The sequence below is a fragment of the Vibrio mediterranei genome (genome assembly GCF_013364395.1).
In the GTDB taxonomy this organism is placed as follows: Bacteria; Pseudomonadota; Gammaproteobacteria; order Enterobacterales; family Vibrionaceae; genus Vibrio; species Vibrio mediterranei.
In genome coordinates, this window is record NZ_JABXGK010000008.1 from 1,020,045 (window position 1) to 1,040,154 (window position 20,110).

The window sequence follows — 20,110 nt, forward strand, 5'->3', positions numbered from 1 at the left end:
GTTTTTGACCGTTACGACAATTTATTTTTATCGTTAGTTACGCAAATTTTGGGCATAAAAAAACCGGCTTTCGCCGGTTTTTGTTAATAAATTCATTCAGATAAAAGGTATGTAATCAAAGTGTTAGAATGAATATTACTTATTAGCCATTTCTTTCTTAACCATTACTACTGCTGCTACTACGAAAGTAATGATGAGTGCTAACTCCATTGAGTTCCCCTTAGATTAAAAAGTTATTTCATACATAAAATTAAGTGCTGATACCATTTTATCAAAATTACAACAATTTCATACTTTTTATTCACTGCTTAAGGAGATCTAGATCAAAAAAGAGCGCATTATGCGCTCAGTTGTTATCAATGGTAATTCAATGTTAATAAAACATTATTCCGGATACCCTTCTGGGTTTTGCGATTGCCATTTCCAACCGTCAGTTGTCATATCTTGCAATGATCGTGTAGCCACCCAACCTAAATCTTTATTAGCCTTACTTGGGTCTGCCCAGCACTCCGCAATATCACCCGGGCGACGCTCTACAATCTTGTAAGGAACTTGTTTTCCTGAAGCTAACTCAAACGCCTTAACCATATCTAAAACACTCGAACCATTACCCGTCCCAAGGTTATAGACGTGCAAGCCTTTTTGATTATTCAGCGTCTTGAGAGCCGCAATATGGCCATCGGCTAAATCCATAACATGAATGTAGTCACGAACACCGGTACCATCTGGCGTCGGGTAGTCATTGCCGAATACCGAAAGAAATTCACGACGTCCAACAGCAACCTGCGAGACGAATGGCATTAAATTGTTAGGGATCCCTTGAGGATCTTCACCCATTTCTCCGGTTGGATGTGCCCCTACTGGGTTGAAATAACGTAGTAAAGTTATCGTCCAGTCTGGGTTGGCTTGCTGAAAGTCTGTTAAACATTCTTCAACCATTAACTTACTTCGGCCGTAAGGGTTAGTAGCACTTGTTGGGAAACTCTCTGTAATAGGAACAGAAGCTGGATCACCATAAACCGTTGCAGATGAACTGAACACTAAGTGTTTAACTCCGGCTTCTCTCATCGCGTCTACTAAAACTAACGTTCCGTTAACGTTGTTGTCGTAATACTCAAGTGGCTTTTCAACAGATTCACCAACCGCTTTTAATCCAGCAAAATGAATAACTGAATTGATATTGTGCGCTTTCAGAACTTCCAATAGCGATGATTTATCGCGTACGTCACCTTGGATAAATGCAGGTCGTGTACCAGACACTTTTTCTATTCTGTCTAACACAGCTGCTTTTGCATTGTATAAGTTATCGAAAATGACAGGCGTCATACCTGCATTTATTAACTGTATACAGGTGTGGCTACCTATGTAACCAGCGCCGCCAGTAACCAAAACATTCATGTGCCAACTCCATGTCTAATCTACAAAGGATTATATGCAATCAAAACTGAATTACGACTATCAATGGTGAGAATTACTCAATTTTTTCTTTAGTTGATTGATTAATAGGCGATTGCCAACTCTTCAGGGTACCCTCTACTCATCGCGATTTGTTTCGCCCGATCTTCAATAGCGTCAACGTCCTCAATTATTGAGTCCACGTCATTGCCTGTAGCGGCTGGGATACCAAACCATTTTTCAGCGATCTTCTTACCGGCAAGTAGCGCAGAAGAAGCTTTCACAATTTCTAGTCGAGCGTAACGTTCTCCTTCGAAGCTTACATCTGCAGCTCGAAGGCTTGGGTCGTTGCCCGGAATTTGCTGCGCACCGTACAAAGGTGTTCCAGCTGGCTGAGCTGTCTCAAAGCAAGGAATATATTGACTAAGGTGTTGTATCGCGTTGCAAGCTCGCTGTGTTTGAACTTCCAAAGACCAGCCTTTGTCGACTTTGTTAATTAGGTTTTTCGGTAATTGAGGCTGCGCACTCTCTGAGGTCGACTGAACAAGCCCTTCATTAAATAAAGTAATGTTCTTAGTCATACCGTGAAGCTGAAAGTAACCGCCGGGATAAGGTGTCAACTGAGCCATGCCTTGTGGCGTACCACGCTTGCCATGAAAGATAATTTCTGGCCATTTTTCGTTCTTATGACTTTGCCATTGAGTGACATAGGCGGCTTTAAACTCGACAAGACGTTTTCGTGATAATTTCAGTTGATCATCAATTATACCTGTTCTAAAGCCGCAGGCATTGATGACAAAATCAAAATGAGCTTCATGGCCATTTTCAAATTGTAGTCTATACCCATCACCCAATTGAGAAACACACTGAATGCACCGACCCGTTTGAATGTCCAGGTTTGTTAAGTTATTAGAAGAGAGCTCAACTGATGCCGCCACGCGAAATAGGCTTAGGCCGTATTCCTGCACTACGTAAACCGGATACTTAAGCTTGCTCAAATCAGCATGCTTTGCGAAAGGTATTAACCACTCATCGATCGTGGAAGGATTTGTTGGAGCTTTAAGTGATGCCAATGCTTTCAATTGTGCAAAGCTAAACTCATGAAAATAGTCTTCGGGACTACCCAACACTTGGTTAGCTGGATTCGCTTTAACTAATTGTAGATAGCTTTCTCGGAGCAGTTCTAAACGAGGTAACAAGGACTCCGGTGTGCCATCATCATTCTTCGGGACGGCTATAACGGTGGGACGCTTATTGACGGTAGCGGGAAAGAACTTCACGAAGTCTATCGACTGTACTAGCAAATCGAGACATTGCTGCTGGGAAAGCTCACGATACAGATTGCCGCCAGCATGTAGATGACAGATTGGTGGGCCGCTAACTAGATTGTCGTTTTTTTCAAACAGCGAAACGCTTAGCCCTTGTTTTGCTAGATAAAGTGCCACTGTAGAACCAGCCACACCTCCACCAATGATTGCAACTCTTTTACCGCTGGTTGCCACCGCTAAATCTCTGTTCATCGCTTAGTTATCGGCGTTATAAAGGAGGTCAATTTTAGCCTTTTAATTTATTAAAAAAAATCACTATTTTTGTGATGTTTTTCTTGACAGTAATTCAGTGCATAACTCAAACCAATGTAGATTTTGATTGAAATTCCTTTCCATTACCGATAAATCAATGGTTACAGTTTTATGCCAGTAATTTTACTATCGAGTTATCCAAGACTTTATCCACCGATTTTGTGGATAACTCATCAAAATCGGTGGCTAAGTATTAAGCAAACTGCTTCTGACTTGTAGTAAGCATTTGTCGTATCAATGAAAATAACACCAGTGCTAATGTAACGAATGCGATTACTGGTACCATTACCCACGTGGATAAATGCCAACTCCACGGCAACTCAAAGCCGAATTTCATGATCGAGCCAACTACGACTTCTGCGCCAAGTGTAGCGACAAGGCCAGCTGTTATCGCCATAATCCCGTACTCGGCCCATATCGTCCGAACAATTCGTTTTCGACTGGCGCCAAGTGTACGGTACAGACGAATCTCTGCCTGTCTTTGAGATAAGCTCAAACGGAGTAAAGTAAAGATGAGTAACACTCCAGATAAAACGCCCAATGCAGCTAATACGGTAATTGACCAGACTATTTGGCTAAGTAACCCTTGAATCTTCTCCCCCATCAAACGAATATCCATTAAACTCACCGTTGGGTGATTTCGTGATAATTCTCCAATTAAAGCATTATCTTTGTCTTCGAGTCGAAAGCTCACTAACCACGCGCTTGGGATATCAGCCAGCACATCAGGGGTAAATATGAAGTAGAAGTTTGGTTTCATATCACGCCACTCAACAAAGCGAATGGAGTTGATTTTTGCCGTTACCTTTTGCCCATTGATCGTGAATCCAAGTTCATCCCCAAGTTTGAGATTCAGGTTTTCAGCGACCTCTTTCTCTACTGAAACACCGTTAGTTTCAGTCCATTCTCCCTCAAGTACCTCATTATAAGTCGGAAGAGTTGCAGCATAAGTAAAGTTAAGCTCCCTACTTAGGGCATCTTCTTGTTCTAGCCCTTGCTTTTGTCGAGATTGAGCGTCTTCCCCATTAATCTCAGTTAATCTGCCTCTAGATATAGGAAACGCCTCTGAACGCTGGATATTGTTGCCGTCGAGTGCATCTAGGTATGTTTGCTTCTCATGTTCGCCTATATTAAGCGCAAACGCATTAGGAGCGTCTACTGGCAGTGTTCGCTGCCAATCACTTAATAAGTCACTTCGGACTAACCAGATTGTCGTCAACAACATTAATGACAGTCCTAACGCACCATATTGAAGTCCAGTATGCCGCTTGCTACGGTTGATGCGACTGACCGCCAGTTTCATAGAGACAGGCAGCGACACTTTTGAAAGAAGTAAGGTGAAAACAACGCTAATCGCCCCTAAAACTAGAAACAACCCAACGATGCCCGCGAGAACTATCCACACTAAGTTGTTGTCACGATACGCAATAAGCAAAGGAATAAGGGGAACTAGAATCAATAGGTAGATGAATCCGCCACGCTTCTCATCTGCACTTTGTAACACCTCTACAGAAGAGACTGAGATAAGTTTATACAGTGGTATACCCAGAGCTGGTACACCGATACACAAGCTAGAAACGACAGCGATGAATGCTGGCGTCATGCCATAACTTGGAAGTGGATCGGGTAGCAGGTCAGTAAGTGGCAATCGAAGTAACGTTTCGAGAAGCGTACCCAATACCAAACCTGCAAAGATCGCTAACACCACCAGCAACAAAGTTTGAATACTAAGCCAGCGAACCAACCATGCTTTGCTTGCTCCTAAGCTTTTTAACATAGCGACAGTTTGTCTTCTGCTCTGGACGTAATTTTGACAAGTCAGAACTAACGTTGTTGCCGCCATAATAATGATGATAGCGACCGTAAGAGACAAGTACTGAGTGGTTCGATCGAATATTTCATTAGTACGACTACCCGAGCTTTGATCTCGCCATCGGTCACTTGGTGTTAGCTCTATTTGGTCTTTTAATGTTGCAATCGCGGCATCGTCACCCGTTAAATAAGCCCTGAATTGAACACGACTGCCCAATTGTACCGCACCCGTGGCATCTACTGAATCTTGGTGAATATATGCAGTAGGCATCTGCTGGAACGGATTAAAGCTAATACCGGGCTCCTCCAAGATGACGCCACTCACCGTTAAATCTGCGTCACCAACAGTGACAACGTCACCCTGACTAACACCAAGCTGCTCAGCGATCCGACTGTCCAGCCATAATTCTCCAGGTTTCACGCGATGCTGAGTACCCGTATCGGTTGCAAGCGTTAACGTTCCTCTCAAAGGAAATCTATCGTCAACTGCCTTAACGGTAATAAGCTGCATGCCATTATCACTAAAAGACATCGTGGCAAAGCGAGTATAAAAAGAAACGTTGAGTCCAGAGGACTCAATATATTGTTGATTGGTTGGCGTTATTGGGTTCGCAGTGATGTACACCGTATCAGCGGTAAGTGCATCTTTGCCCTGCTTGACAATGACTTGCTCCATCCGCTCTGCAAGTGCTGCTAAGCCAAAGATACAGGCAATGATTAGAGTGAGTGAGATAGCAATCGGCCAAAGTTGCCCTTGCTTAATTTCATCAATGCTCCAACTAACTAGCCTTTTGTTAAGTCCTCCTTGTGCCATCGCTTATTCCTCTTCCAACTTTCCAGCATTCATGTGGAACACGCGATCACAACGTTTTGCTAGCGTTAAATCATGGGTAACTAACACTAATGTCGTGCCATGTTCTTTGTTAAGATTAAAAAGTAACTCAACGATCTTATGCGCTGTATTTTGGTCTAAGTTTCCAGTTGGCTCATCGGCGAAAAGGATTTTGGGACTGGTCATGAATGCTCTAGCAATAGCAACACGTTGTTGTTCTCCCCCTGACAATTGCGATGGCAAGTGATCGATACGATGACCAAGACCAACCGACTCTAAAAGTGCTTTAGCTTTCTCAGTATCCTCATCTTCTCCCTTCAACAGGCAAGGTAATGTCACATTACCCAAAGCAGATAGACTCGGAATCAACAAAAAGCTTTGGAAAACGAAACCCAAATGGTCACTGCGTATCTTGGCTCGAGCCTCATCATCAAGACTGGATATGTTTTGTTCGAGCAGCTGAATCGTCCCATTTGAAGGTACATCTAGTCCAGCCAACAAAGTCATCAGGGTTGACTTACCTGCACCCGATGTTCCCACGATTGCGATGCTTTCACCCTCTTGAATAGACAGATTTACATTCTCTAGGATTGTTAAATGCTCCGTTTTCGTAGACACTACTTTGGTCACTGATTCAGCTTTGATTATGGAAGAACTCATGATTCGGCAACTTTCCTATTTCGTTTTAATTGTTATTTCCTTGGCCTCTTTTCATGCAAAAGCGGCAACGTTACTCATTCTCGGGGACAGCTTAAGCGCAGGTTACAACATGCGCGCAGAACAGAGCTGGCCAACGATGTTATCTGACGAGTTATCATCAGGTGATGAACCGATGAAGGTCATCAACGGCAGTGTTTCTGGCGATACTACGAGCAATGGCCTCGCCAAGCTCCCTGGCCTTCTTAAACAACACTCGCCAGATTACGTCCTAATAGAATTAGGTGCTAACGACGGCTTAAGAGGATTCCAGCCTAGCATAATCAAGAACAACTTGGCGTCGTTGATTGAGATGAGTCAACAGGCTGGTTCAAAAGTTCTGCTAATGCAAATTCGTATTCCACCAAACTATGGAAAACGTTATGCGTCGATGTTTGAGGGTATCTATCCTGCCCTTGCCCAAGAGTCTGGAGTACCTTTGTTACCCTTCTTCTTGGAGCAAGTCATTATCAAACCAGAATGGATGATGGAAGACGGATTACACCCAAAACCAGAAGCACAACCTTTCATCGCCCAGTTCGTAGCAGAAAGTATGCAACCCCACCTTTGACTCTCCCATTGAAACTTTTTTAAAGTTTCCTCACTTTAAGGGCATCAGATTCACCTTTTTGATGCCCTAGCTCAATATAATTTACAACACTTTACGTTATTCTGTTCCTTTATCATCGTCTTAGATAGGTTGTATAAATGATAATTGAACCGATTATCAGCGGTGTCGTCGCACGGTCAGCCCACCCAGAGGGCTGTAAAAAGGCGGTCGATAACCAAATTGATTACGTAAAGTCTGCCGATCCGATCAAGAACGGACCTAAACGAGTACTCATTATTGGTGCATCTTCTGGTTTTGGATTAGCAGCGAGAATTGCTCTTACATTTGGTGGAGCTGAGGCAGATACCATTGGTGTTTCCTTCGAGCGAGGGCCTTCTGAGAAAGGGGTCGGGTCTGCCGGATGGTACAACAACATTTACTTCAAGAAACGTGCAGAGCAAGCCGGTAGACGCGCTATTAACATAGTTGGAGACGCATTTTCAACGGACGTAAGAGAACAAGTTATAGAGGCTATTGAGACTTACTTTGAAGGAGAAGTGGATCTGGTTATCTATAGCCTTGCTACTGGAGTAAGACCGAATAGCGAAGGTGCCTTCTGGCGTTCTGCAATTAAACCTATTGGAGAGTCTGTTTCCGGTGCAACTATCAACCTAGAAACTGAACAATGGGAAGACACCACTTTAGAGCCGGCCAACGATGAAGAAATTGAAGGCACTCTCAAAGTCATGGGCGGCGAAGATTGGGAAAGCTGGATTGATACTCTGGTTAATTCTGACTCTGTAGCAGATGGATTCAAAACTATTGCATTCTCGTATATCGGCCCAGCAGTAACACACCCTATTTATTTAGACGGAACTCTTGGCCGAGCGAAAGTAGACTTACACCAAACTAGCCATGCCTTAAACTTGGAATTGTCTAATTTCAATGGCAACGCTTACGCTGCAGTTTGCAAAGCACTGGTCACAAAAGCGAGTGTGTTTATCCCGGGTTTGAGCCCTTACCTACTTGCTTTGTACAAGACCATGAAAGCACAAGGTAAGCACGAGGAGTGTATTGAGCAGATGCAACGTTTGTTTTCAACCAAGCTCTACGGCCAAAGCAAAATTCCAGTGGACGGTGAGCGTTTGATTCGAATGGACGATTGGGAACTGGATCCAGATATTCAAAATCAAGTAGGTAAGCTACTCGACCAAATGGACGCAGACAATTTCAAAGCCGTTGGTGATTTTGAAGGTTTCCAGCGAACATTCTTGAATCTGAATGGATTTGCCCTAGATGGGGTCGACTATTCTAAAGAAGTTGATGTAGATAGTCTTTATCGATTAAAACCATAGTTTATTGCATCTTTTAACCACAGTCTCACTTTTGAGACTGTGGTTATTCTTATCCCTATCTACCTACCTGTAAAGCCTCCGTGCATCGCTCGCCGCTAATAGACTACTTATACTTAAAGAATAATAAAGTTCGGTTGAATCAATAATCAGTGATCATTACAAACCACAGGATGTGGAACTATCTATGCGTAATTATCAAGCGTTAGAACCTTTAGGCTTTCTTTCTGATTCGGATATTCGAAAGATAAGAGGCGTACTTACATTACACGAAAGTGACCGTATGAATGAACCTGTATGGGGATATTGTACACTGCAAAACCAATCGATAGCTTTACAATACATTGACCATAAGAGCGCAACGTCACTATTTCAAAAGGGAGATGAATCCTCTGCCCCCTTTCGATTCCCTTGTAACCATGAATCAATCGCCAAGTATTTTGAAAAGCTTTTAGACAAACTAAACATGGATATGTCCCAATATACTGTCGATTATCTCGAAATCTTCAACGCCAGCGACAAGCCGTTAGGTTTAGCGTTTATCATTCATCAATTTGATAAGGATGCAAAAAACACGCTACGCCTACTAGTCGATCAGATTCAATCCATTGCTGCACAAAAAAAACTCTCACAAACGATTTTGGACATGGAATTAAGCTTTAAAACGTCACTTAAAGAACGTGACCACCAGATTGCTTTGCTTGAACAAAATCTTCAAAACCTAAAATCGAAAAATTCCCTTCTAGAAAGGCAGATGCAGTATCAGAAAAATCATGATTCGGCCACTAACATGTTAAACAGACAGGGGTTGGAAAATGCTCTAGAAGCCTCATTCAACAGTCGGGCTATCATTGACGGTAATGCGTATCTTTCTGTCATTTTTATCCAAATCACTAACGGAGAACGAATTCAAGCCAGGATTGGCTGCGATGGCTTTGATACGTTGCTATCGTTATTGGAACAGAAGATTAGCAAAAACACGCCACACATCCATTACTACGCTCGTATTTCAACGACTGAACTTGCATTAACAACCATTGTTCCCTCTTTCGACGAGCACTTTTTACCCAACCTTTGTCGACAACTGTCCGAAGTAGCACGGCAAGGCATGTTTTATCGCGATCAAGAAGTGCATCTACATGTCTTTATGGGCGTGGCAAACTCGTACCATACCGATAACTCTACAGACCTGATCAATAACGCATTTCACGCTGCAGTATCATGTAAAGAGTCAGGGGCAACTGTAAGTACATTCACCCAAGCAGACCAAGATGAGCAGAAAGAGTTTAACCAGCTTGAACACTATTTACTTCAGGCCGTGAGAAATGACGATCTCATTCTTTATTTTCAACCAAAGATCGACTTAAAGAATGATAAATGGATAGGTGCGGAGGTACTGCTGCGTTGGAAGCATCCTGTTTTGGGTGACATCTCCAATGAAGCTCTAATTCATATGGCCGAACAAAATGGGCTTATTGTTGAAGTAGGTTATTTCGTGCTAAGGAGCGCGATTGATAAAGCCTCTGAATGGATTGAAATCGCACCTGATTTCACTCTGTCTGTGAACGTATCTGCAAAACAGATCTGTTCAGCCCGTTTTGCTGACAGAGTTCTCGAGATTTTAGAAAACAATGAGTTACCATCAACCAATTTAGAACTAGAACTCACTGAAAGTTGTCTTGTTTCTAACTTCGAAGTGGCTTATCAAAATATAGTTCGCCTTAAGGGACATGGCGTTCGATTTGCTCTTGATGATTTTGGTACTGGGTATGCTTCGTTTAGCTATCTTCGAAAACTTCCATTCGATTGCATAAAAATAGACAAAGAATTCCTCTCTAACATACTTCACAATGCTCAGGATAAAGCGATACTTCGTTCAATAATCAATATAGCTAAAAAGCTAAACAAGCAAGTCGTCGTCGAAGGTGTAGAAACATCAGAGCAACACCGATTCGTAGCAACCGAGAGTTGCGACGTCGCACAAGGATATTACTACGCTAAACCAATGCCTAGAGATATATTTGAGGCCCATCTCGAAAAACAGTACCCGCCGCCCAAGCAATTCATAATCCGATAAGCTTTTATTTTACAGCATAGTGCTTTACCCGCAGCTGAGAGGCTCCTATAATCCCGCACCAACCTTAAGAAATTCGAGACATTCGACATGGATCTATTAATCGCCAAACTAAAAAAAATCGAGAAGCAAAATTATCGTGCTTACCAGCAAATCAAAGGTAGTTACGATTTCTCTGACTTTGATTTTCATATAGATCATGTTCAATCTGACCCTTACGCAGCGGCATCTCGCGTACGAGCATTCAGACAATGGGCACCAAGCGGTCTTGAATGGTTAAAAGATCAGTCACCAGCTTATCAAATTGCCGCGCGAGACTATATTGCTCGCCAATTTGCTGCTTTTGCAAAGCAAGAGAACAATGTCTCCATTTCATTAACTGGTCAAACGGTGATGGACTCAACAGCCGTTATTTTTACCGACGAAGGGATTGAGCTTCGTTTTCGCGTTAATTTGCCAGCGGAAGGTCGCAGCATCTTAGCGAAGAAAGCCATTAATATGCTGACGTTCCATCTACCAAAATATATTCGTAAAGCGACATTAGAGCGCGAATTAAACATTCAAGAACTTAAGAAGCACTGCGAAGCAGTAGAAGATCAGGTAGCACTACGAGAGCAGCTTGCTGCGAATAACTTAATTGCCTTCGTTGCCAATGGAAGCGTATTACCTCGAATCGCAGGTAACTGTGATTTACCAATGAAAGACGCCATTCCATTCACGTCACCAGAATCACTCGAAGTAACGTTACATCGTCCCAATCAAGGTTACATCAAAGGCATGGGTATCACCAAAGGTGTCACATTAATTGTTGGTGGCGGCTTCCATGGTAAATCGACTTTGCTTAACGCACTTGAACGCTCCATTTACGATCATATCCCTGGTGATGGTCGCGAAGGGATCGTCACCGATGCAGATTCATGCAAAATTAAAGCGGAAGACGGACGCTCAATTCACAATTTAAACTTGAGTAATTACATTAATCATCTGCCGTTTGGTAAACAAACCTCTGATTTCAGTACCCAAGATGCTTCAGGTTCTACGTCTCAAGCAGCATGGCTACAAGAATCCATTGAAGCAGGTGCCAGCGCTATCATGATTGATGAAGATACCTCAGCGACGAACTTCATGATTCGTGATGAGCGTATGCAAGCACTAGTATCTAAAGGTGATGAGCCTATTACACCATTTGTTGACCGTGTTGGGCAGTTAAGAGATGAGCTAGACATTTCAACTATCATTGTTATGGGTGGTTCTGGCGACTACCTAGATGTTGCGGATACTGTGATTCAAATGCATGACTATCAGGCAATTGATGTCACAGAGAAAGCACAACAAGTCATCGCGCTTCATCCAACTGAGAGGCAGAATGAATGTGAGAAACCTCTGGAACTGATTCCACCTCGTCATGTTGATTGCGCACACCTACAGCAGCTATTGATCGATGGAAAATTCCGAGTATCTGGCAAAGGCGCAAACAGTTTACGATTTGGAAAAGAGTTTATTGATGTCCAAGCACTGGAGCAGCTTGAATCAAATTCTGAGCTCAACGCTATAGGTTGGCTATTGTTCCAACTAGCACAACAGCCTGGTTGGTCAACACATCCACCAAAAGCGCTATCCGAACTGCTTCAAGGTGATTGGAGTGCGACTATGCCAAATTCAGGTGATCTTGCAAAGCCAAGATTGGTTGATACGCTAGCGACCTTAAACCGCCTCAGAGGCGCGAAAATGCGTCAGCCGCGTTAATTGGGTTATGCCAAATGTAGTGAGTCATCAGACTCACTACTCCTTCAATAGTGACCACGCTTCGCAGTAACGTCTAAACTTCTCAGCATCCCCACCTTCACGATCCGGATGCCACTTAAGGGCGAGTTTACGCCAAGCTTGTCTTATCTCTCTTTGTGTTGCCCACTCATTTAATTCAAAACACTTAAGCGCAACACTTCGTGACATTGTAACAGATGAAACACCAACAAAATGTTTATACCGTTGCCAAAAGTCCTCTAACAAACGTTTGACCTCTCCTGTATCAGCCTCATAGTGTGACCAATCAAGATAATATTCTCTCAATGGGTTATTTTTATCTATGGCGTGCTCCGTGGAACGGTAAGACAAAAGTTGAATGTTCATAGCTTCGACTTGCAACCACTTCTCGGGTATCAGTAACTCTTGTAGCTGATAAAGGGCATTCATTAGTAAGAAGTTTCGTTTAAAAAGATCTTTTTCTGGAGATTCATCCAATGAAGGTATCAAGCTTGCGTCGGCGAGTTGAGAAGCTAAGGTATGAATTTTCAAACCATCCACATTGTTCTCAATTAAATGTAATACCGACCAAAGCAATGGGTTATCTGCTTGTCGATGAGATTTGACTTCGCAATCTGTAGACCCTGTCAATCATCCTCTCCTATTACACTGTGCTTTCATTTAGAGATTAGCACTTCCATCCCTTGAGTACACAAAAAAAGGCCAGCATAAAGCTGACCTTGATTCTATCCGTTAGATAACACCTAACTCTCTCAATCGTTCCATTAGATAGCTATCAGCTGTGTATTTATCTGACAGTACAACCTCGGGATTTGGGTGCAAGAATAGTGGTAATGAAATACGAGACTTCTCTTGCTTCTCACCAGTTGGATTGATAACACGGTGAGTTGTCGAAGGGAAGTATCCGCCACTTGCTTCTTGCAGCATATCACCGATGTTGATGATTAAGTTTCCAAAGTCACATGGAACATCCAGCCACTCATCATCCTTTGTCATGACTTGAAGGCCCGGTTCATTCGCCGCAGGCAAAACCGTCAGTAGGTTAATATCTTCATGGGCAGCAGCACGAATCGCGCCCGGCTCTTCGTTACCAGTCATTGGTGGATAATGCAGTACACGTAGTAATGTCTTTTCGCTGTTCTTGATCATCTCAGACAGTTCAATCGAAAACTTGTCACTTACTTCTTTCGGAGCATACTCTTCTACCCAGCCAAGAAGCTCAGCAGCGAATTCATTCGCTCTTCGATAGTAATCCAAAATTTGCTCTTTGAGCTCTTCTGGGATCTGTCCCCAAGGATAGACATGAAAGTACTCTTTAATGTCCTTAACTGAGTGCCCTTTAGCAACTTCAGACACACTAGGTGGGAAATAACCGTCTTGGGTCTCTACATTAAAGTGAAACTCATTCTTCCTTTCTGTGCTAAAGAACGCGTGCCAGTTCAGATAAATCGATTCTACAAGTTCTTGAGGAATTGGATGGTTTTTAAGAACCCCAAATCCCGTTTCTCTTAATGAACGTACAAACTGCTCCGCTGCATCTGGTGCTAAATAATCAACCGTTTCTAATTTCATGACTTTGCTTTCTTGTCGTTATGATTTGACGCAGATGTTAGAAAAAAGTTGGCGTTTTTTCAAAGAATCTATTGTATAGCTGTGTAAACGCTTGCGTGTTTTGTGCTATTCGTCACCAAAAACGGTTACAACTTAATTGAACGGTGTTTTATTAAAGTTATACTACGCTTACAAAAAAAGATATTAGATAGCGAATATTATGAATTACAGAACCTCGAGGCGTTACTGCCCTATTCTCACCTTTCTTACCGGTTTATATTGTCTCGTTTTTGTCTTTTCAGCGATTGCGCCAAGCTCGCGAGCAGTATGGGTGGCAGAGATTGTTCCTGCAGTGGCCATCTTGTTACTCATTTGGCTAGTATCTGCTAAATTCCAGTTTTCCAAACCCGCTTACGTTTTGATGTTCATCTGGCTTGCCCTTCACACTATAGGGGCGAAGTACACGTTCGCCGAAGTCCCTTTTGATTGGTTCAATCAGTTAATTGGCTCTGAACGAAACAACTTTGATAGAGTTGCCCACTTTTCCATTGGCCTTTACGCCTTTCCTATTGCGGAATATGTCTATCGCAATAAAGTAATGAGCAAAATTCCAGCGATCATGTTTGCGTTATTCGCCATAATGAGTCTAGCGGCAGCTTATGAAATCATAGAATGGTGGTACGCTGCCATTGCTGGCGGAGATGAGGGGATCGCCTTTTTGGGCTCACAAGGCGACATTTGGGATGCGCAAAAGGACATGCTATGTGACACGCTAGGTGCTATCACGGCATTGACACTTTTTGCTCTAAAGACGCCAGCTAAGGCTTAACATTTTGTTTTAACCAATTGAGGTAAGGTCTAAATCCTGCCTCAATGGGTAAGGCAACAATCTGTGGGACTTCATACTCGTGGTTGGCAATAATAGTTCGTTCTAGACGTGAGTAGGCCTCATTAGTCGATTTGATGATCAACAACACTTCTTTATCATGACAGACTTTCCCTTCCCATACATAGTGGCTACCGATGTTTTGCGTCTGAATGCATGCTGCGAGACGACTCTCCAATAATACCTTAATTAAGTCATCAGCTTGTCTTTCATTTGATACGGTAGTAAGTACCGTTATGGCATTGGATTTCATCAACTATTTCCCTATTTCATACGAACTTTTCCACCAACCATTTTGATCGCTGGCGTACCACGAATTAATGTATCTCTGCCGAAAACACTCGCGCACTGAGGACAAACACCGAGCTCCTCTGTGAAATCTTCGGCTATCCGTTCCTTAAAACACTTGACCAGCGCGCCCTTTCCACCTTTACGATATCGAAATAGCTTAGCGCCGCATTTGGAACAGAAAATGTCGACGGTCTTCACTGGACCTTTTTTATTAGGTTTTGCCATTGTACTAACTGTTTATCTCAAGGTCGTCTGGTTTGACCCACACTTTACTGAAGTCAAACCAACCTAGCGCATTGCATTTGGCATTTTGCAAACTACCACAATGGTCTTTGCTGATACCCAGCCAACAATGAAACATAGGAATGATTTGATAACTTTGAATCAGCTTTTTACCCAATTCTTGAGCTGGGAACTTTTCATTCGCTTTTCCACGCCAATCTTCGACGATCTTAGACCATTGGTAAAAGTCTTCAGGCTTAGACATATGTTCGATATCACTGTGGCCGAGTAACCAGCCTGCTAATGCTTCCTCGCGTTTGCTAGCAATACCCATAGGGCGAATCCATATGTCGATATCATCGAATTCCGGAGAATCCAAACCATAGCGCACCAGCTTAGTTCGAATTCCATCTTGTTTTAGTAATTCTTCAATGCCCTTTGCAATCTCTGGGAACGTTGGATGCTCTGCGTAATAGGCAATTCTAATTTCTTTATCTGCGATATGTTCATACTCGGCCTTCTGCAGCTCTTGTACCTCAGAAGTCGGATGATGATACCAGCCTGGCTTAAGCCCATGCGCGGGAATCATTCCAAGTTCTTCAATGGTCTTTTCCGGTAGCTTACGGAAAATCGCTAACGAATTAATTTTTTTGCTCAGATAACGAGCCCACTGATCGTCCTTAGCAATGCCAGAGACGCGATTTAACAACAAATAGGTGCAGCCAGGGTCGAGTTCGATGTCGTCTTGAACTTCAGAGCGGGCTCCGGCAATCGGATCCGCCAATGTAGGGAAAACCAATGTAGAATGCGTTTCGTCTATAACCCATACTTCCACCGTATCCAACAAGGGACGATAACCAAAGTAGCCATCGAACGCGGATAAAATTAGTCTCTTATCATTATTGGTCGTCACACAATAAGGGCCAGTACCAATAGGATATCGATCGAAGTCATCACCTCGCATATTTTCAGGTGGCAATACCTTGGCCATATTCTCGGCAAAAAGCATCGGAGCTTGAAAATCGGGTTGTGTAAAGTAGACATCAATGACCCATGCTGATGGCGAGATCACTTTGTCCAAATGCTTATAAAGGTTAGCGCCTTTTAACGTTTCAATACTTTGAATTATGTGGTCAATTTTGAGCAGTTCACCGTTATGGAAGCGAATACCAGGTCGTATGTAGAAACGCCATTGCGTTTCAGAGATCTGTTGCCAATGGTGAGCAATATCCGGTTGTAGGACATCATTCTCGTCAAATTTAGTTAACCCACTGAATACTTGGCGTGCTATATGAATTTCAGAACGGCGCATTGGCTTAGTTGGATTAAGCATCGACAACGCTCGGTAGTATGGAAGTCGAATAACCTGTTTACCGTCTGACTGAGTTACTCCTAGGTAGCTTTGAATGACATTAGATAGTCGACTTGCGTCTTTGTCGAGCACATTTAATGCGTGACCAATACGCCCCTCTTCCAGATAACGCCTTGCCAACGTTTCGCTTACGTCATTTCTATTCTGTTTGAAAATAAGCTGAGAGAGCTTCCCGCGGCCTGCCGCTGGGTGCCACTCAATCCACCCCTCTTCCTCGAGTTTATTAAGCACAATACGGGCATTTCGCCTCGTACAGAACAAAATACCGGTCACATCTTCGAGTTGTGTTTCAGCATCTTGACCTGAAAAGTGCTCAAATAAAATCTCAAATTGCTTTCTTAGGCGGGGACTGCTCATAAAGAGGAAATACCATTCGTTGACTTGGAAATAAGTTTCCTCTTTATTAACTTATTTAGCAAGTTACAGTGTCAAAATCGCTATGCCAGTCTCATCGGAAATAGCACGAAGTTGTTCCTCACTGTCTAATTTGACGGACCATTTACACTCCGCACCATTAGCGGAAATAACGCATGCTGGAATGATAAGTTGTAACGCATCTACTTGGGCCTGCAAAGTCACATTGCCCACCGCTAGCCGCACTACCATTTCATGTGGCGTAACAATCACCTTACCTTGAGAAAAATCGACGATCATCGGCTAGCCTTTTTGTTCTTTTTCACCGCAATCGTTAAACGGCTTGTACACACCAATCTCTGCTTCTCATCGGTAATATCAATTTGCCAAACTTGAGTAGAAACCCCGAGGTGCAAAGGCCGTGCTGTGCCTATTACGAAGCCAGAACGCATTGCTCGTACGTGGTTAGCGTTGATGTCTAATCCGACACAGTAATGGTCATTATCAACACAATAATTCGCAGCAAGCGAACCTAGAGTCTCTGCTAACACGACAGATGCGCCGCCGTGAAGCATCCCTAACGGTTGATGGGTGATGCTACTTACAGGCATCGTCGCGCTTAACGTGTCATCGGTGAACGCCGTATATTCAATTTGTAGGTGCTCAATTAAAGTGTTCTTAGAAGTGCGATTTAACGCCTCTAATGAGATATTCTTCTTCCAAATACTCATCTATAAATCCTATACTTAGGTGAACTAATTATAAGAATGATGCCTGTCGTTAACGCGAATGGCAAATATCAAAATGTAGGTAACACGTTTCCCCTTGTTCCAGCCTAGGGGACGGATAACATTTAAGGGAGTCTTAGATATGAAGACTTGGACAAAGGCTTACTGCTTAGCAGCGATCTCCTCTGTTATTGCAGCATGTTCATCGTCTCCAACCGGACGGAACCAACTAATTCTGTTCTCAGACGCGCAAATGAGTCAATTAGGTGCTCAATCTTTCGAGCAGATGAAGAAAGAACAAAAAGTAAGCACAGATAAAGAAGTGAATGCTTATGTTCAATGTGTGGCAGAAACCATCACAGACCACGTTCCACCCCAGCCTGAGTTCAGCGAATGGGAAGTGGTCGTATTCGATTCCGATCAAGTTAATGCCTTCGCACTACCTGGGGGGAAAATTGGGGTCTACACCGGGCTGTTGAATGTAGCAGTCACCCCAGACCAACTCGCTACAGTCATAGGCCATGAAGTGGCTCACGTTTTGGCTGACCACAGTAACGAACGCTTATCACAATCACAACTAGCCAATACGGGACTTCAAATTACAAATGTCGCTCTCGGGGGATCTCAATATCACGATGTAACGATGGCCGCTTTGGGAGTTGGGGTTCAATATGGCGTGATATTACCTTACGGTCGAACTCAAGAGTCGGAAGCGGATATCGTTGGGTTAGAATTAATGGCGAAAAGCGGATTTGATCCCAATCAGAGTGTTGAGTTATGGAAGAACATGGCAAAAGCATCTGGAGGGAGTCAACCACCAGAACTTCTGTCCACTCACCCATCTCACGATACTCGTATTTCAGACTTAAGAGCAAAAGCGGCGACGTTACCGAATTACGATACGATTAAACCTAGCTGTAAATAGTTCAGTTACGCCACCTCTAAGTAAAAGATACTTCAGAGGTGGCTTGATTAACCATGCACCTTTAGAATGCCGCCTAATCTCTCTATGACGACCGGGTCATCCCTTACGTTATCAAACCAAGAATCAGTCGCTGTCGCTAAAGCAAGACAAATGGTGTCGATAGGGATTGCCATTTGTTCCTTAATGCTGCTTTCATCCAGCGTTCGATATGCTTCAGGAGTGACGAATCTATATTTCTTGACCATCTTTAGAGACTTACTCATCTCTAGGCTACTACCTGTCTCATGAAAGAAAGCACATCTGAGCGCATATAACTCCTCTCCACGGAGCTGCAAGATGGTACGAGTTTGTTTATTAGTTTTTTCCGCTAACTGCGAAGAAACCCATATTTGATACCACTTTTGATACCTCGCCCTAGGTTGCTTCTGAGGGTTTTCTAGCCTGCCACATATATCGGGCAACGTGAGTGCAGTTAATAAGGCAGCATACCAATCTTCTCTTTTTAGTGATTTCCTCACTGAGTCGGTAAAATGTTTCATCTTGAGCCTTTAACATAGAATATAAAATAAGCACTAAGCGTTATTTTTTTGTCACTGACATTTTTTTGACAGCTATGAACCAAGTGCCATATTTATGATTTCAGTTTATAAAATGCAGTGGTTGAGCACAAACGTGCTCAACACATTGGGTTATAATCAATAGATCTATAAAAGTTATTTAGTATAACTAACCAAAACCATAAAATGGCATTATCCAATATTAAAATGGATAATATAAGTCATTTTCTGGACCTAATTCTTCAATTGAAGACTGTGACTTTTTATCGTAGACAGCCTTTACAATCACTTTTGAGTTATATGAATTTCTAAATAAGACCTCTTTGCCTTCACCCACTTTTTTGCCATTAATGTAGTATGTAGCTTCTTTATTTGAGGACAGTTTAATGTCTTTAGTACTTATTCCAAGTTCTTTATTTATCTCTTTTATAGTAAGTAAAGAAAAAGGTTGTGTATACGTGATTGCAACGCTATAAGACAACGTACCATTAATGTTTAGGTTAGCATCTTCAACCTTTGTTGCATGAACCCTGTACTCACCAACCGTTGACTTCATGGCTTGGCTAACAATGTTTGCTTTATTTTTATTAAAACAATCACTTAAGGTCATTGAACTTGAGCAAATAACCTTTCCATCAAAGAAGACTTTTTTCTCCTTATCAGCATCTTGTTTGAGCCTCGTCTCAATATCTTTTTTTAGTTTGGCAAGTTCTAGCTCTTTGCTCTTTTCTATGGCTTGCTTTTCGTCTTCATTATTTTTTATCTTCTTAACAAGTTGAGCTTCTTTATTAGTATCACTATTTAGCTTAGCAACGCTTTCATTATAAATAGCAATATTATTTTGCAGTCGATTAATAAGATACTCGTTAATTTCTTTTTTTTCACTCGTAAGATTCACTAACGAATTATATGTGGACTCTATATCTTCTTGCTTGTTACCAATTTCATTAATCACTGCATCATTATTATATCGCAGTATATCAACTTCATCGTAAAACTGTTTGAGTTTTATATTGACACTTTGGGTATCGAATTTTGTATAGATCTCTTTCTTCTTAGCCAACTCCTCTGGCGACAGTTGCAGTTGAGCAAATGAAACAGAAGGGAGCAAAACAGAGAGAAGCAATACTGGCTTTGTTATGTTCTTCATAATATTTGACGTTAATTGT

General features: G+C 42.5%; 19 protein-coding genes. 6 read left to right on the forward strand and 13 right to left on the reverse strand.

Going from position 1 to position 20,110, the window contains the following annotated elements:
• Positions 1-384: 384 nt before the first annotated feature.
• The 4 genes from galE to HOP38_RS21655 form a co-directional block, all read right to left on the reverse strand.
• Positions 385-1,398, reverse strand: a complete 1,014-nt coding sequence (gene galE, locus HOP38_RS21640) for a UDP-glucose 4-epimerase GalE (protein WP_198558956.1) — start codon at positions 1,396-1,398, stop codon at positions 385-387.
• A gap of 101 nt (positions 1,399-1,499) precedes the next feature.
• Positions 1,500-2,915, reverse strand: coding sequence for an FAD-dependent oxidoreductase (locus tag HOP38_RS21645; protein WP_198558957.1), 1,416 nt, complete (start codon positions 2,913-2,915; stop codon positions 1,500-1,502).
• A gap of 253 nt (positions 2,916-3,168) precedes the next feature.
• Entirely contained in the window at positions 3,169-5,601 is a 2,433-nt protein-coding gene (locus HOP38_RS21650; RefSeq protein ID WP_198558958.1) for an ABC transporter permease, read from the reverse strand.
• Positions 5,602-5,604: 3 nt separating this feature from the next.
• Positions 5,605-6,279, reverse strand: a complete 675-nt coding sequence (locus HOP38_RS21655) for an ABC transporter ATP-binding protein (RefSeq protein WP_006071725.1) — start codon at positions 6,277-6,279, stop codon at positions 5,605-5,607.
• Between HOP38_RS21655 and tesA the strand changes: the two genes are divergently transcribed.
• From tesA to HOP38_RS21675, 4 genes are all read left to right on the forward strand, one after another.
• Positions 6,278-6,886 carry a multifunctional acyl-CoA thioesterase I/protease I/lysophospholipase L1 gene (gene tesA, locus HOP38_RS21660; RefSeq protein WP_006071723.1) on the forward strand — a complete coding sequence of 203 codons (609 nt, stop codon included), beginning with the start codon at positions 6,278-6,280 and terminating at the stop codon, positions 6,884-6,886. The two genes, HOP38_RS21655 and tesA, sit on opposite strands and share 2 nt — an antisense overlap.
• A gap of 137 nt (positions 6,887-7,023) precedes the next feature.
• Positions 7,024-8,220 carry an enoyl-ACP reductase FabV gene (gene fabV / locus HOP38_RS21665; RefSeq protein WP_198558959.1) on the forward strand — a complete coding sequence of 399 codons (1,197 nt, stop codon included), beginning with the start codon at positions 7,024-7,026 and terminating at the stop codon, positions 8,218-8,220.
• Between the two features lie 184 nt (positions 8,221-8,404).
• A complete protein-coding gene (locus HOP38_RS21670) occupies positions 8,405-10,294 on the forward strand; it encodes a putative bifunctional diguanylate cyclase/phosphodiesterase (RefSeq protein ID WP_006071721.1) in 1,890 nt (629 codons plus the stop codon).
• Between the two features lie 87 nt (positions 10,295-10,381).
• Complete coding sequence (locus HOP38_RS21675; RefSeq protein WP_006071719.1) at positions 10,382-12,037, forward strand: ABC-ATPase domain-containing protein; 1,656 nt, start codon at positions 10,382-10,384, stop codon at positions 12,035-12,037.
• A gap of 36 nt (positions 12,038-12,073) precedes the next feature.
• Here the strand turns inward: HOP38_RS21675 and HOP38_RS21680 are convergent, their stop codons facing one another.
• Together HOP38_RS21680 and HOP38_RS21685 are read right to left on the reverse strand one after the other, a co-directional pair.
• Complete coding sequence (locus HOP38_RS21680) at positions 12,074-12,685, reverse strand: DNA-J related domain-containing protein (protein ID WP_124942142.1); 612 nt, start codon at positions 12,683-12,685, stop codon at positions 12,074-12,076.
• A gap of 102 nt (positions 12,686-12,787) precedes the next feature.
• Positions 12,788-13,627 (reverse strand): isopenicillin N synthase family dioxygenase, encoded by an 840-nt coding sequence (locus HOP38_RS21685; protein ID WP_006071715.1) that lies wholly within the window; start codon positions 13,625-13,627, stop codon positions 12,788-12,790.
• 199 nt (positions 13,628-13,826) lie between these two features.
• On the opposite strand from HOP38_RS21685, the gene HOP38_RS21690 reads away from it, so the two are divergent.
• On the forward strand, positions 13,827-14,435 hold the full coding sequence (locus tag HOP38_RS21690; RefSeq protein ID WP_038222427.1) for a DUF2238 domain-containing protein: 609 nt from the start codon (positions 13,827-13,829) through the stop codon (positions 14,433-14,435).
• Here the strand turns inward: HOP38_RS21690 and cutA are convergent.
• The 5 genes from cutA to HOP38_RS21715 form a co-directional block, all read right to left on the reverse strand.
• A complete protein-coding gene (cutA, locus tag HOP38_RS21695) occupies positions 14,425-14,745 on the reverse strand; it encodes a divalent-cation tolerance protein CutA (protein WP_006071711.1) in 321 nt (106 codons plus the stop codon). The two genes, HOP38_RS21690 and cutA, sit on opposite strands and share 11 nt — an antisense overlap.
• 11 nt (positions 14,746-14,756) lie before the next feature.
• The gene (locus HOP38_RS21700; protein WP_006071709.1) at positions 14,757-15,008 is read right to left on the reverse strand and encodes a hypothetical protein; all 252 of its coding nucleotides are present in this window, start codon (positions 15,006-15,008) and stop codon (positions 14,757-14,759) included.
• A 4-nt stretch (positions 15,009-15,012) separates the two neighbouring features.
• Entirely contained in the window at positions 15,013-16,734 is a 1,722-nt protein-coding gene (locus HOP38_RS21705; protein WP_124942145.1) for an SgrR family transcriptional regulator, read from the reverse strand.
• 63 nt (positions 16,735-16,797) lie between these two features.
• The gene (locus HOP38_RS21710) at positions 16,798-17,031 is read right to left on the reverse strand and encodes a DUF3389 domain-containing protein (protein ID WP_198558960.1); all 234 of its coding nucleotides are present in this window, start codon (positions 17,029-17,031) and stop codon (positions 16,798-16,800) included.
• Positions 17,028-17,462: a hotdog fold thioesterase gene (locus tag HOP38_RS21715; RefSeq protein WP_006071705.1), complete on the reverse strand. Its 435-nt coding sequence runs from the start codon at positions 17,460-17,462 to the stop codon at positions 17,028-17,030. Before HOP38_RS21715 ends, HOP38_RS21710 begins: the two co-directional genes overlap by 4 nt.
• 139 nt (positions 17,463-17,601) lie before the next feature.
• On the opposite strand from HOP38_RS21715, the gene HOP38_RS21720 reads away from it, so the two are divergent.
• Complete coding sequence (locus tag HOP38_RS21720; RefSeq protein ID WP_198558961.1) at positions 17,602-18,384, forward strand: M48 family metallopeptidase; 783 nt, start codon at positions 17,602-17,604, stop codon at positions 18,382-18,384.
• Positions 18,385-18,431: 47 nt separating this feature from the next.
• On the opposite strand, the gene HOP38_RS21725 is transcribed toward HOP38_RS21720, so the two are convergent.
• Together HOP38_RS21725 and HOP38_RS21730 are read right to left on the reverse strand one after the other, a co-directional pair.
• Positions 18,432-18,647: a hypothetical protein gene (locus HOP38_RS21725; protein WP_198558962.1), complete on the reverse strand. Its 216-nt coding sequence runs from the start codon at positions 18,645-18,647 to the stop codon at positions 18,432-18,434.
• Positions 18,648-19,143: 496 nt separating this feature from the next.
• Positions 19,144-20,091 carry a hypothetical protein gene (locus HOP38_RS21730; RefSeq protein ID WP_006071700.1) on the reverse strand — a complete coding sequence of 316 codons (948 nt, stop codon included), beginning with the start codon at positions 20,089-20,091 and terminating at the stop codon, positions 19,144-19,146.
• Positions 20,092-20,110 lie beyond the last annotated feature (19 nt).